This is a genomic window from Leisingera sp. ABM4_101 (genome assembly GCF_056158725.1).
This window is the reverse complement of record NZ_JBSWTV010000002.1, coordinates 2,861,981-2,874,878: the sequence shown is the minus strand read 5'-3', so window position 1 is coordinate 2,874,878 and position 12,898 is coordinate 2,861,981. Positions and strand designations below refer to the sequence as shown.

Genomic DNA, 12,898 nt, shown 5'->3' with positions numbered 1-12,898 from the left:
GTCCGGGCTCCGGCAAGCTGACGCGACTTCGCGGGGAGCAATGAACATGACCGATCGTCTGCCGCACGAAAAAGGCTTTCACATCAGCTGGGACCAGATCCACCGCGACAGCCGGGCGCTGGCCTGGCGCCTGGACGGCCAAGGCCCCGATGACGGCGCCTGGCGCGCTGTTGTGGCGATCACACGCGGCGGCATGGCGCCCGCGATGATCGTCAGCCGCGAACTGGACATCCGCACCGTCGATACCATCTCGGTGCGCTCTTACCACCACCAGGCCCAGGGCGAGGCCGAGGTGCTGAAGGCACCTGATGCCCAGCTGATGGGTGACGGCGAGGGCGTGTTGATCATCGACGATCTGGTCGACAGCGGCAAAACCCTGGAACTGGTGCGCCAGATGTACCCCAAGGCGCATTTCGCCACTGTCTATGCCAAGCCCAAGGGCCGACCGATGGTCGACACCTTCATCACCGAGGTCAGCCAGGACACCTGGATTTTCTTTCCATGGGACATGGCCCTGCAATATGTGGAGCCCTACCGCGGCAAGGATTGATCCGAACCCGGTTCCGGCCTTCAAGGGCGCGCGTCACAGCGCGCCTTTTTCTTTGGCCCTTTCCAGCTTGAGCCGGGGCGGGCACCGTGCCAGACATAGGCCGGCGCGCCTGTGTGTGCGCCTAAGATTTCGTAGCAGCCCGGAGCCGCCCATGCCCCTGTCCCGCACCCAAGCCACCTTTGTCTCGCCCATCGTCGAATCGCGCCGCTGGGTGGCCGGAGCGGAGTTCCCCCCGGACCGTCCGCTGCTGAATGTGAGCCAGGCGGCCCCGGCCGAAGCCCCGCCCGAAGGGCTGCGCCAGGCGCTGGCAGAGGCCGCTCTGAACGACGTCAGCGCTCATCTTTACGGTCCTGTGCTTGGCAACGAACCGCTGCGCCAAGCCCTGGCGCGGCAGATGTGCCGCCACTATCAGGCAGAGATCCTGCCGGAACAGGTCGCCATCACCTCCGGCTGCAACCAGGCTTTTGCCGCCGCCATCGCCGCCCTGTGCGGTGAAGGGGATGAGGTGATCATCCCGGTCCCCTGGTACTTCAATCACAAAATGTGGCTGGACATGGCGGGCGTCACTGCAGTGCCGCTGCAGGTTGGCGACGGTATGCTGCCGGACCTGGCCGCGGCGGAGGCCCTGATCACGGAGCGCACCCGCGCCATCGTGCTGGTCACCCCCAACAACCCTTGCGGCGTCGAATATCCGGCGGGCCTCGTGCAGGCGTTCTTCAGCCTGGCCCGCGCCCGAGGCCTGGCGCTGATCGTGGATGAAACCTACCGCGACTTCGACAGCCGCGGCGGCGCGCCGCATGGGCTGTTCCGGATGCCGGATTGGGACAGCACCCTGATCCACCTCTATTCCTTCTCCAAAGCCTACCGGCTGACTGGCCACCGCGTCGGCGCCATTGCCGCCTCCACAAACCGCCTGTTCGAGATGGAGAAGTTTCTGGATACGGTCACCATCTGCCCCTCCCAGCTGGGGCAGGCCGGCGCGCTGTGGGGGATCGAAAACCTGCACCATTGGCTGGCTGGCGAACGCCTGGAAGTCCTCGACCGCCGCCTCGCGATTGAGGAGGGCTTTCCGGTGCTAGCGGCAAAAGGCTGGAAACTGCTCGGCTGCGGCGCCTATTTCGCCTATGTCGAACACCCGTTCGATCAGCCCTCGGAACAGATCGCCCGCAAGCTGGTCGAACAGGCGTCAATCCTGATGCTGCCCGGCTCCATGTTCATGCCAGAAGGCGACCCGGAAGGCGCCCGCCAGTTCCGCATCGCCTTTGCCAATGTGGATCGCGCGGGCATTCGGACCCTGTTTGAACGCCTGGCGGCCTTTAATCCCTGATCATCCAGCAGTTTGCGCTGCATTCATCTTGCCCCTCTGCGGGCAGCCGCGTATTTAGTCAGCGGCATTTCCCGCTGCAAGGCACTCCCTTGCGCAGCAGAACAATAAAGAGGGCATCATGGCCGCAGGCATGAAACATCTATCCAAAACCTTTGTCTGGATCCTGATGGGGATGCTGATTGTCGGCCTTGCCGGATTTGGCGCGGTGAACTTCACCAGCTCCGCGTCTTCCGTCGCGCGCGTCGGAGACGGGGAAGTGACCATTGGCGACTACGTGCGCGAACTGCAGCGCGAGCAGCGCGCCCTCCAGGCGCAGACCGGACAAGCCATGCCAATGTCGCAAATGACCGCCTTTGGCCTTGACCGCGTGGTTCTGGGCCGCCTGATCTCGCTGGCCGCGCTGGACCACGAGGCCAGGGAACTGGGCCTGTCGATCGGCGACGGGAACCTGATCGCGGAACTGGCCGCCATCGACGCTTTCCAGGGAGTGAACGGCGAATTCGACCGCGAAGCCTATGCCTTTGCGCTCAGCAATGCGGGACTGTCGGAAAAGCAGTTCGAAGAGGACCTGCGCCGCGAGGCCGCCCGCACCATCGTGCAAAACGCAGTGCTGTCCGGCACCGAAATGCCGCAAACCCTGACCGAAACCCTGACCGGGTTCATCGGCGCCCGCCGCAGCTTCTCATACGTGCAAGTCAACGCGTCAGACATCGCCCTGACCGCCCAGACCCCCGCAGATTTAGAGTTGCAGGCCTTCTACGAGGCCAACCAGGGCCAGTTCATGCTGCCGGAAACCAAGCTGATCACCTACGCCGCGCTGCGCCCATCCATGCTGCTGGACGAGGTCGAGGTGGATGAAGCTGCCCTGAAACAGCTGTTCGAGGACCGCGCCGACCAATATCAGGTCCCCGAACGCCGCCTGGTCGAACGCCTGGTCTTTGCCGATCAGGACGCTGCAGCCAGCGCCAAGGCACAGCTGGAAACCGGCGGTGCGACCTTTGAAAGCCTGGTTGACGCCCGCGGCCTGACCCTGCAGGACATCGACATGGGCGACGTCACCATGGGCGATCTCGGCGCGGCAGGCACTGATGTGTTTGCCGCTCAGGTCGGCGATGTGGCAGGCCCCCTGCCCTCTGACCTCGGCCCGGCACTCTTCCGTGTGAACGGCCGCCTGGAGGCACAGATCACCACCTTTGAAGAGGCTGAGCAGGATCTGCGCGAAGAAATCGCCTCCGGCCGCGCCAGCCGCTTGGTCGAAGCCCAGGCCGAGGATATCGACGACCTGCTGGCAGGCGGCGCCACCCTCGAGGAACTGGCCACGGAAAGCGGTCTGGAGCTGGCACAGATCAACTGGACCGATGAGGCCAGCGACGGCATCGCTGCCTATGAGGGGTTCCGCTCCGCGGCAGCAGCAGTCACTGCCGAGGACTTCCCCGAAGTGGCCTTTCTGGACGATGGCAGCCTGTTTGCCCTGCGCCTGGATGAGGTCCTGCCTGAACGTCCGCAGCCCTTTGCCGATGCCAGGGACAAGGTTCTGGCAGCTTGGAACGCAGATCGCCTGGCAAATGCGCTTAAGACCCAGGGCGAGGGCCTGCTTGCCCAAGCTGAAGCCGCAGGCGGTTTTGCAGAAGGCGCTGAGGTGAAAACCGAAACCGGCCTGACCCGCACCGCCTATATCGACACGGTTCCGGCCGATCTGGTCACCCAGGTATTCACGATGGAGACCGGCGCCTTCCGCTTGGTGCAGGACGCGGATTCCGCCGTGGTTGTCCGCCTCGACGCCATCCTTCCGCCCGAGGCAAGCGACGACATGACCCTGCTCACCCAGGCGCTGCAGGCACAGCTCAACCAGGCCCTGGCCTCCGAGCTGTTCCAGGCCTATGTGCAGGACGTCCAGACCCGCGCCGAACCCCGTGTTGACCAGCAGGCGCTGAACGCAGCGCAAGCAAACTTTCAGTAATCAAGGCAAGCACCCATGGCCCTGACCCCCGATTTCGACACGTTCTCCAAGGCTTACGAGGCCGGAGAAAATCAGGTCGTCTACACCCGCCTTGCCGCCGACCTCGACACGCCGGTGTCGCTGATGCTCAAGCTCACTGGCGCCCAGAAGGACGCCTTCATGCTGGAATCCGTCACCGGCGGCGAGGTGCGCGGGCGCTATTCGATCATCGGCATGAAACCGGATCTGGTCTGGCGCTGCCACGGGGAACAGTCGGCCCTGAACCGCTCGGCACGGTTTGATGCGGATGACTTCACTCCGCAGGACGGCAACCCGATGGACAACCTGCGGGCGCTGATTGCCGAAAGCAAAATCGACCTTCCGGATGATCTGCCCCAGGCCGCGGCCGGCCTCTTCGGCTACCTCGGCTATGACATGATCCGGCTGGTGGAGCATCTGCCGGACGTGAACCCGGACCCCCTCGGCCTGCCCGACGCGCTGATGCTGCGCCCCTCGGTCATTGCGGTTCTCGACGGCGTCAAGGGCGAGGTCACTGTGGTGTCCCCCGTCTGGTCCAGCGACGGCCAGACAGCCAAGGCCGCCTATGCCCAGGCGGCGGAACGGGTGATGGACGCGGTGCGCGATCTGGAACGCGCCATGCCCGCCGAAAGCCGCGATCTGGGCGACGCGCACGAAGTCTCCCCGCCGCAGTCGAACTTCACCAAGGACGGCTATATGGCTGCGGTGGAAAAGGCCAAGGAATACATCCGCGCGGGCGACATCTTCCAGGTAGTGCCGGCACAGCGCTGGACCCAGGAATTCCGTCAGCCGCCTTTTGCGCTCTACCGCTCGCTGCGGCGCACCAATCCGTCGCCCTTCATGTTCTATTTCAACTTCGGCGGCTTCCAAGTGGTCGGGGCGTCACCGGAAATCCTTGTCCGCGTTTTCGGGCAGGAGGTCACCATCCGCCCGATCGCGGGCACCCGCCCCCGCGGTGCGACACCGGAAGAGGACAAGGCGCTTGAACTGGATCTGCTGGCCGACAAAAAAGAGCTGGCAGAGCATCTGATGCTCTTGGACCTGGGCCGCAACGACACTGGCCGGGTCGCCAAAATCGGCACGGTGCGCCCGACCGAAAAGTTCATCATCGAGCGCTACAGCCACGTGATGCACATCGTCTCCAACGTCGTGGGTGAGCTGGCAGAGGACAAGGACGCACTGGATGCCTTCTTTGCCGGCATGCCCGCAGGCACCGTTTCCGGCGCCCCCAAGGTGCGCGCGATGGAGATTATCGACGAGCTGGAGCCGGAAAAGCGCGGCATCTACGGCGGCGGCGTTGGCTATTTTTCAGCCGGCGGCGACATGGACATGTGCATCGCGCTGCGCACAGCCATCGTCAAGGATCAGAACCTATATATCCAGGCTGGCGGCGGCGTTGTCTATGACAGCGACCCTGAGGCGGAGTATATGGAGACCGTTCATAAATCCAACGCCATCCGCCGCGCAGCCGCTGACGCGGCCCGTTTCACCGGCAACGGCAACAGCTGACCTTCTTCCAGGCGCGCCCTCACCGGGCTTCTTTCTGGTTTCAAATACTCCTGTCCCTCTGCCCGGCAGGCGGCTTCGCCGCCGGGAGGGGGAGGCAACGGCGCCCGCTCAGGGCGCCGTTTTACTTTTCAGGCAGCTTTGCTTCCAGGCTGGCAGAGACCGGCGCCAACGCCACCCGCTCCGCCCGGTCTTGAAGCCCCCACAGCAGCAGCGCTGAAATCGTATCGGGGCGCAGCCGGCCCAGCATGATCACGGCGCCCTCCTGCCCGGCACGGAACGCGGCCTGATCCAGGAAACGGCGGATCGCCCGCGGATTCTGGCCTGCGCCGTCAAAGTCGCGGAACACCACCCCGGCGGGCACCCCGTCGCGCAGCGCCAGCTTCTGGACCGTGTTCAGCCCGCTGTTCTGGGTAACCAGCCCATAGCCCGCTGACGCCGCCATGGCCGCCACTTGATCCGCCAGCGGCCGGTTGCCCTGCACGCCGGTTTCGATCCCCTCCAGGATCGCCACCGCCTCGGGCAGGTTACCGCGCCAGACCTCCAGCGCGGTTTCGGCATCCTGCGGTGACGCGCTGCGCGGCAAATCGGCCAGCATCAGAACCTCGAACCCGGCGGCGCGGCGGGCCGCCATTTTCTCCGCCGCCTGCGGATCATCCGGATCAATCGCAAAGCTCAGCGGATAGGGAAACTCCGCCAGCGCCTCGGCCCCGACTGCGCCCGCATCGTCGATCAGCACAATCGACATCAGCGGGCGGCCAGTGGCGTTGTCAAACGGCTCGGAATGCGCCGCAAAGGGCATCTCGTCAGACGAGGCTGCTTCCGCAAAACTTGCCGCCTGGGGCTTGTCCCGGTCGGTCAGCGGCACAACCGGCGTTCCGATGCGCGGACTCAGTTCCCCCTGCCCGGCTTCTGCAACAGCGGTGTCTTCTTCGGCCGGTTCATTTTTCGTCCCGTCAGCGGGCGGAAGAACCGGGGCCGCGCTGATCACCGGCAAGGTTGTGGCCTGCGGCGCACTGCCAATATCCGGTGCTAGGACCGCCGCTGTGGCGGGCGCCTCATTCGGTGTCTCCGCACCAGGCGCGTCCGGCTGAACAGGGTCAGACACCGGGAATTCCCCCTCAGCCGGGCTGCTGTCATCCGGCAAAGGCGCAGGCTCAGTGGCGGCGACAACCACCTCCTCAGCGCCGGGGGCTGCAGGGACCCCGGGCTGCACCGCCTGCGGCTGATCTTCTTGCGATGCCGCCGACACGCCCGGCGCCAGTGCGGTTTCCAAAGATCCGGAGGAGACCACGGAGGCCGTCAGCCCAACCTCGGGCTTTTCCGCTGGCGCGGTGTCAGCACCGGCCAGCGCGCTCAGGTCATCGCTGCCGCTGGCAGAAGCAGGGGCGGCGGGTTGGGCCTCGACCAGATCCGCATCCGGTCCTTGTTCGCTGGCCGGCGCATCGGTTGCCTTGCCGCCGCCGTTGGGCAGCTGCGGCGCGTCACCCGGCTCATGCGCAACCGGTTCGGGTGTTGCGGCCTGCGGCTCTTGCGCACCGGGCCCGGGTTCAGGTGCCCGCCCCCCCGCCATGCGATCACCAGGCTCCGGCAAAGGAACCGACAATGACAGCATCGCCAGCCCGCCCGCGGCCAGCAATGCCCCGACACTCACGCCGCCCAGAAATCCACGCATGCCTGTTTTGCCTCTCAATCCGTTGTGCCGTGCTGCGCCATTCTGGCCTGCCCGGCGGAGACAATCCCTGTTCCGCCCTGCATTCGCCTATCCTGCCCTTGACGCTGCCCCGTATCCCTGAACATGTATGTTGCGACCACTATACTGCGGCGCGCACCCCGCCCGCCACCCTTAAAAGAGCCCGCCACGATGCTGCTGCTGATCGACAACTACGACTCCTTTACCTACAACCTGGTCCACTACCTGGGCGAGCTGGGCGCGGAAATGGAAGTGCGCCGCAACGACGCCATTGATGTGCAGGAAGCGATGGCAATGAAGCCCGCAGGCATCCTGCTGTCGCCCGGTCCCTGCGACCCGGATCAGGCTGGCATCTGCCTGGCGCTGACCGAAGCAGCAGCTGAGACGAAGACACCGCTGCTGGGCGTCTGTCTCGGTCACCAGACCATTGGTCAGGCGTTCGGCGGCAAGGTGGTGCGCTGCCACGAGATCGTGCATGGCAAAATGGGTATGATGCACCACAAGGATATGGGCGTTTTCAAAGGCTTGCCGACGCCTTTTGAGGCAACCCGCTACCACTCCCTGGTGGTGGAGCGCGAAAGCCTGCCGGACAGCCTGGAAATCACTGCGGAGCTGGAAGACGGCACCATCATGGGCCTCCAGCACAAGGAGCTGCCAATCCACGGTGTCCAGTTCCACCCGGAATTGATTGCCTCCGAACACGGCCACGCACTGCTGAAAAACTTCCTCGACGTGATGCAGGTGCCCGCATGAGCGACCGCCTGAAGCCGCTGATCGGCGCCGCCGCCGAACGTTCCCTGACCCGCGAAGAAGCTGAAACCGCCTTCACCCTTCTGTTCGAAGGCGAGGCCACGCCAAGCCAGACCGGCGGCCTCTTGATGGCGATGCGCACCCGCGGTGAGAGCGTCGATGAATACGCCGCCGCCGCCGCCGTCATGCGCGCCAAATGCAACCCGGTAAAGGCGCCCGCCGGCGCTATGGACATCGTCGGTACCGGCGGCGACGGCAAGAACACCCTGAATATCTCCACCGCCACCGCCTTCGTCGCGGCAGGCGCCGGCGTGGTTGTGGCCAAGCACGGCAACCGCAACCTCAGCTCGAAATCCGGCACTGCCGACATGCAGTCGCAGATGGGCATCAACGTGATGGTTGGCCCGGAAGTTGTTGAAAAAGCAATCAATGAGGCAGGCATCGGCTTCATGATGGCGCCCATGCACCACCCTGCAGTGGCCCATGTGATGCCGACCCGCCAGGAACTTGGCACCCGCACTATCTTCAACATCCTCGGCCCCCTCACCAACCCGGCCGGCGTCAAACGCCAGCTCACCGGCGCCTTCAGCCGCGAAATGATCCGCCCGATGGCGGAAACCCTCAAGGCGCTTGGCTCCGAGCGCGCTTGGCTGGTGCATGGCTCTGACGGCACCGATGAGCTGACCATCACAGGCGTCAGCTGGGTCTCTGCGCTGGAGGAAGACGGCACAGTCCGCGATGTCGAATTGCACCCGGAGGACGCAGGCTTGCCGGTACATTCCTTTGACAAGATCATCGGCGGAACACCTGAGGAAAACGCCATGGCCTTCCGGGTTCTGCTGCAGGGAACGCCCTCGGCCTACCGCGACGCAGTGCTGCTGAACGCCGCCGCCGCGCTGGTCGTGGCGGGCAAAGCGGCAGACCTCAAGGAGGGCGTCGCGCTCGCCGCCGAGTCGATCGACAGCGGCGCCGCCAAGGCCAAAGTCGAGGCGCTGGCCCGGATCACCTCAGCCGCATGACCGGTCTGCCCGCGGGGCTGGGTGCCTGGTCCAGCCTGCCCTTTTTCACCGACCAATGGCCCGGGATATCCGCTGCAATCGCTGCGGATACCCGCGACATCCTGCCGCCCGCTCACCAGCGGTTCGCGGCGCTGGAACTGACACAGCCGGCCGACACCCGCGTGGTGATCCTCGGCCAAGATCCTTATCCGACGCCGGGCCACGCCCATGGGCTTGCCTTCTCTGCGGAACCGCATGTGCGCCCCCTGCCCCGATCTTTGTCCAATATTTACAAAGAACTGCAGGAGGATCTTGAAGTCACCCGCTCCAACGCAGACCTGCGCGGCTGGGCAAACCAGGGCGTACTTTTGCTAAACACAGCCCTGTCTGTCCCAGCGGGTGAGGCAAACGGCCACAAGCATCTGGGCTGGCATCATCTGGTGCATCAGGTGCTGGAGCTGACGTCCGAAACCCCAACCGCCTACATTCTCTTGGGCAATGCGGCGCAAAAGCTTGAAAAACATATCAAACCGGGCGATCACCTGATCCTGAAAACAGCCCACCCCTCGCCCTTGTCGGCGCGGCGCGGCTTCTTTGGGTCCCGGCCCTTTTCAAAAGTGAACAATTGGCTTACCGCCCGCGGCGAGGATGCCATAGACTGGAACGCAGGAACGGAGGCCCAGGCATGAGTGGAACTGGTATGACCGAAAACGTGCTCGACAAGATCAAGGCCTACAAGCTCGAGGAAGTGGCTGCAGACAAGGCCGCCAAACCGCTTGAGGCGGTCGAGGCCGAGGCGCGCGAGGCTTCCCCGGTGCGTGGCTTTGCCGAAAGCCTTATGCAAGCCAACCGCACAGGTTACGGCCTGATTGCCGAGATTAAGAAGGCCAGCCCTTCCAAGGGTTTGATCCGCCCGGATTTCGCACCGGCGGAGCTGGCCAAGGCTTATGAGGACGGCGGCGCCACCTGCCTGTCGGTGCTGACCGACACCCCCAGCTTCCAGGGCGCCAAGGACTTCCTCACCCAGGCCCGCGCCGCCTGCTCCCTCCCCGCGCTGCGCAAGGATTTCATGTACGACACCTACCAAGTCGCTGAGGCCCGCGCGCTGGGGGCAGACTGTATTCTGATCATCCTCGCCTCTGTCTCCGACGCCCAGGCGCAGGAGCTGGAGCAAAGCGCCTTTGAATGGGGCATGGATGTGCTCTTGGAGGTGCATGACGCCGAAGAGCTGGAGCGCGCCTGCAACCTGAAATCGCCGCTGATGGGCATCAACAACCGTAATCTCAAGACATTTGAAACCACGCTGGACACCACCCGCACCCTATCGCGCATGGTGCCTGCCGACCGTACCATCGTCTGCGAAAGCGGCTTATTCACGCCTGAGGACCTCAGCGATATGGCCCGCTACGGCGCCCGCACCTTCCTGATCGGCGAAAGCCTGATGCGTCAGGAGGACGTCGCCGGTGCGACCCGCGCGCTGCTGGCCAACCCGCTGATGCCGGGCATGATGTAAGGAGGGCGCCATGAGCCTCACACATTTCGACACCAAGGGCGACGCCCATATGGTTGATGTCTCGGACAAGGCGGTAACGTCGCGCGTCGCCACCGCCGAGGGCCACATCGTCATGGCACAAGAAACCTTTGATATCATTGCCGAAGGCCGCGCCAAGAAGGGGGACGTGCTGTCCGTGGCCCGGCTGGCCGGCATTATGGGCGCCAAGAAGACTCCGGATCTGATCCCGCTTTGCCACCCGCTGCCGGTGACCAAGGTCGCGGTGGAGCTGACGCTGGACCCGGACCTGCCCGGCGTTCGGGTCGAGGCCACGGTCAAGACCACCGGCCAGACCGGGGTCGAGATGGAGGCGCTCACTGCCGTCTCCACCGCCGCGCTCACTGTCTATGACATGGCCAAGGCCGTGGATAAGGCGATGCAGATCGGCGGCATCCGCGTCACGCTGAAAGATGGCGGGAAATCAGGCAGGTACGAGGCTTAGATGAACACTCAGGGCCGGTCATTGGAATTGTACTTTGTAGACGGCAACCCTGACGGGATGTTAACAGCAGAAATGTTCAATTGGACAGGCCACGTTCTTCGCATCCCGCGAACCCGTTTAGCAGAAGGCCTCGTGCGAGCTGAAGCCAAGCAAACCGGAGTTTATCTTCTATTGGGGGAAGATGACACTGGTCCACTCGCCTACATTGGTGAAACCGAAAATATGGCGCAGCGCTTGTCTCAACACGCTCGCGAAAAGGATTGGTGGGAAGTCGCTGCACTTATTACAACTCACGGTGATGCTCTTCACAAGGCGCACGTAAAGTATTTGGAAAACCGGCTGGTGGAAGCTGCGAGAAGCTCAGGCTCAAGACGACTTGAAAATGGAAATAATCCCTCTGGTGCAAGTTTGAATGAAGCTGCAACTGCGAATATGGAAAGCTTTTTGGAAACTTTGCATATGGTGTTGCCTGCTATTAAGATTGACTTGTTCCAAACTGGTCGCCGCAGCCTTTTTGTAGAGGGCGAGCGCTCACCTCAAGGCGCTAGCTATCCAGAGTTTGTATTGCGCCTACCCAGGCATGACCTTGAAGCTCGTGCTTTTCTGATAAACCAGGAAATAGTTGTTCAAGCGGGTTCACAAATTCGGGCAGATTGGGTTGGGGACCGAAGGCACAATACACATTACTGGAAGATACACGACGATCTTAAGAGAAACGGGCTAATAACTCCTTCGGGCCAGTCGGCGGTTTTGACCGAAGACTATGCATTTTCCAGTCCTTCGGCAGCAGCCGCAGTAATTTCTGGCCGCGCAGCAAATGGCAGAACTGCTTGGAAAACACTCCAAGGACAAACCTACGCAGATTGGGAAGCCGAACGCATTTTCAGAGGTAGTAAATGATCCCCGTCAGCGAAGCCCGCGCACATCTTCTGGCTCTGGTCTCCCAGCTGGAGACCGAAGAGGTTCCCTTAACTGAAGCCTCGGGCCGGGTCCTGGCTCGCGACGTGCAAGCCCGCCGCGACCAGCCGCCGTTCTCCGCCTCCGCCATGGATGGCTATGCGGTCAACGCCGCCGAGGTTGAGCTGCACGCCATGTTCAAGGTGATTGGCGAGGCCGCTGCCGGCCACGCTTTCGCTGGCCGTGTGGGCGCGGGTCAGGCAGTGCGGATCTTCACGGGCGCCCCGGTTCCGGAAGGCGCAAGTTTCGTTGCTATCCAAGAGGATGTGACCCGCAGCGGAGATCTCATCACCATCACCGATGCGCCTGGCAGCAACCACAATATCCGCCCCCGCGGCGGTGATTTCACCGATGGCCAGACCGTCAGCGCACCGCGGCTGCTAACGCCTGCAGACATCGCCCTGCTGGCAGCGATGAACATCCCTGCGGTCCCCGTCACCCGCCGGCCGGAGGTCGCGCTGATCTCCACCGGCGACGAGCTGGTGATGCCCGGCGGAACGCCTGGCCCGGATCAGATCATCGCCTCCAACACATTTGGCCTCAAGGCGATGCTGGAGGATCTCGGAGCCCGCGCCCGCATCCTGCCCATCGCCCGCGACACCGAATGCAGCCTGCGCACCGCGTTTGAGCTGGCAGAGGGCGCAGATCTTGTCGTTACCATCGGCGGTGCCTCTGTCGGCGATCACGATCTGGTCGGCAAGGTGGCTCAGGATCTTGGGATGGAGCGCAGCTTCTACAAGGTCGCCATGCGCCCCGGCAAACCGCTGATGGCGGGCCGGATGGCAGGCGCCGCGATGGTCGGCCTGCCCGGCAACCCGGTTTCGGCCATGGTCTGCGGCCACGTCTTCCTGGCGCCGATGATCCGCACCATGCTGGGCCTGCCGGCCGCGGCCCAGCAACTGCAGGAAGCAACCCTTGCTGAGCCGCTCGGCGAAAACGGCCCGCGGGAACATTACATGCGGGCACGGGTCGAAAACGGTCAGCTGACGGCCTTTAAAAACCAGGACAGCTCGCTTCTCACCATCCTGGCGGGCGCCAATGCCCTGCTGGTGCGCCCGCCAAACGGCCGCGCCCAGCAGGCAGGCGAAACCGTGCAATACTTCGCCGTCTGACCCCTTCGTCTTCTTTGCGCAAACACTCAAACC

12 protein-coding genes are annotated in these 12,898 nt (G+C 63.7%); 11 read left to right on the top strand and 1 reads right to left on the bottom strand.

Features of this window, described 5'->3' with window-relative positions; translation table 11 throughout:
* Positions 1-46 precede the first annotated feature (46 nt).
* The 4 genes from gpt to trpE all read left to right on the top strand — a co-directional run bounded on the left by gpt (position 47) and on the right by trpE (position 5,364).
* Positions 47-550 (top strand): xanthine phosphoribosyltransferase, encoded by a 504-nt coding sequence (gpt, locus tag ACXAEK_RS15245; protein ID WP_475043164.1) that lies wholly within the window; start codon positions 47-49, stop codon positions 548-550.
* 151 nt (positions 551-701) lie between these two features.
* Positions 702-1,877 (top strand): aminotransferase, encoded by a 1,176-nt coding sequence (locus tag ACXAEK_RS15240; protein WP_475043162.1) that lies wholly within the window; start codon positions 702-704, stop codon positions 1,875-1,877.
* Positions 1,878-1,995: 118 nt separating this feature from the next.
* Positions 1,996-3,837, top strand: a complete 1,842-nt coding sequence (locus tag ACXAEK_RS15235) for a peptidyl-prolyl cis-trans isomerase (RefSeq protein ID WP_475043160.1) — start codon at positions 1,996-1,998, stop codon at positions 3,835-3,837.
* Positions 3,838-3,852: 15 nt separating this feature from the next.
* A complete protein-coding gene (gene trpE, locus ACXAEK_RS15230; RefSeq protein WP_475043159.1) occupies positions 3,853-5,364 on the top strand; it encodes an anthranilate synthase component I in 1,512 nt (503 codons plus the stop codon).
* Positions 5,365-5,485: 121 nt separating this feature from the next.
* On the opposite strand, the gene ACXAEK_RS15225 is transcribed toward trpE, so the two are convergent.
* A complete protein-coding gene (locus ACXAEK_RS15225; RefSeq protein ID WP_475043157.1) occupies positions 5,486-7,036 on the bottom strand; it encodes a divergent polysaccharide deacetylase family protein in 1,551 nt (516 codons plus the stop codon).
* Between the two features lie 189 nt (positions 7,037-7,225).
* Between ACXAEK_RS15225 and ACXAEK_RS15220 the strand changes: the two genes are divergently transcribed.
* The 7 genes from ACXAEK_RS15220 to ACXAEK_RS15190 are packed head-to-tail and all read left to right on the top strand — an operon-like array spanning position 7,226 to position 12,865.
* Complete coding sequence (locus ACXAEK_RS15220; RefSeq protein WP_475043155.1) at positions 7,226-7,807, top strand: anthranilate synthase component II; 582 nt, start codon at positions 7,226-7,228, stop codon at positions 7,805-7,807.
* Positions 7,804-8,823 carry an anthranilate phosphoribosyltransferase gene (gene trpD, locus ACXAEK_RS15215; RefSeq protein ID WP_475043153.1) on the top strand — a complete coding sequence of 340 codons (1,020 nt, stop codon included), beginning with the start codon at positions 7,804-7,806 and terminating at the stop codon, positions 8,821-8,823. Before ACXAEK_RS15220 ends, trpD begins: the two co-directional genes overlap by 4 nt.
* Complete coding sequence (locus ACXAEK_RS15210) at positions 8,820-9,491, top strand: uracil-DNA glycosylase (RefSeq protein ID WP_475043151.1); 672 nt, start codon at positions 8,820-8,822, stop codon at positions 9,489-9,491. Before trpD ends, ACXAEK_RS15210 begins: the two co-directional genes overlap by 4 nt.
* 11 nt (positions 9,492-9,502) lie before the next feature.
* Positions 9,503-10,315: an indole-3-glycerol phosphate synthase TrpC gene (gene trpC / locus ACXAEK_RS15205; protein ID WP_475045283.1), complete on the top strand. Its 813-nt coding sequence runs from the start codon at positions 9,503-9,505 to the stop codon at positions 10,313-10,315.
* A 10-nt stretch (positions 10,316-10,325) separates the two neighbouring features.
* On the top strand, positions 10,326-10,796 hold the full coding sequence (gene moaC, locus ACXAEK_RS15200; protein WP_475043149.1) for a cyclic pyranopterin monophosphate synthase MoaC: 471 nt from the start codon (positions 10,326-10,328) through the stop codon (positions 10,794-10,796).
* A complete protein-coding gene (locus ACXAEK_RS15195; RefSeq protein WP_475043148.1) occupies positions 10,797-11,696 on the top strand; it encodes a GIY-YIG nuclease family protein in 900 nt (299 codons plus the stop codon).
* Positions 11,693-12,865, top strand: coding sequence for a molybdopterin molybdotransferase MoeA (locus tag ACXAEK_RS15190; RefSeq protein ID WP_475043146.1), 1,173 nt, complete (start codon positions 11,693-11,695; stop codon positions 12,863-12,865). The genes ACXAEK_RS15195 and ACXAEK_RS15190 overlap by 4 nt, the downstream gene beginning before the upstream one ends.
* Positions 12,866-12,898 lie beyond the last annotated feature (33 nt).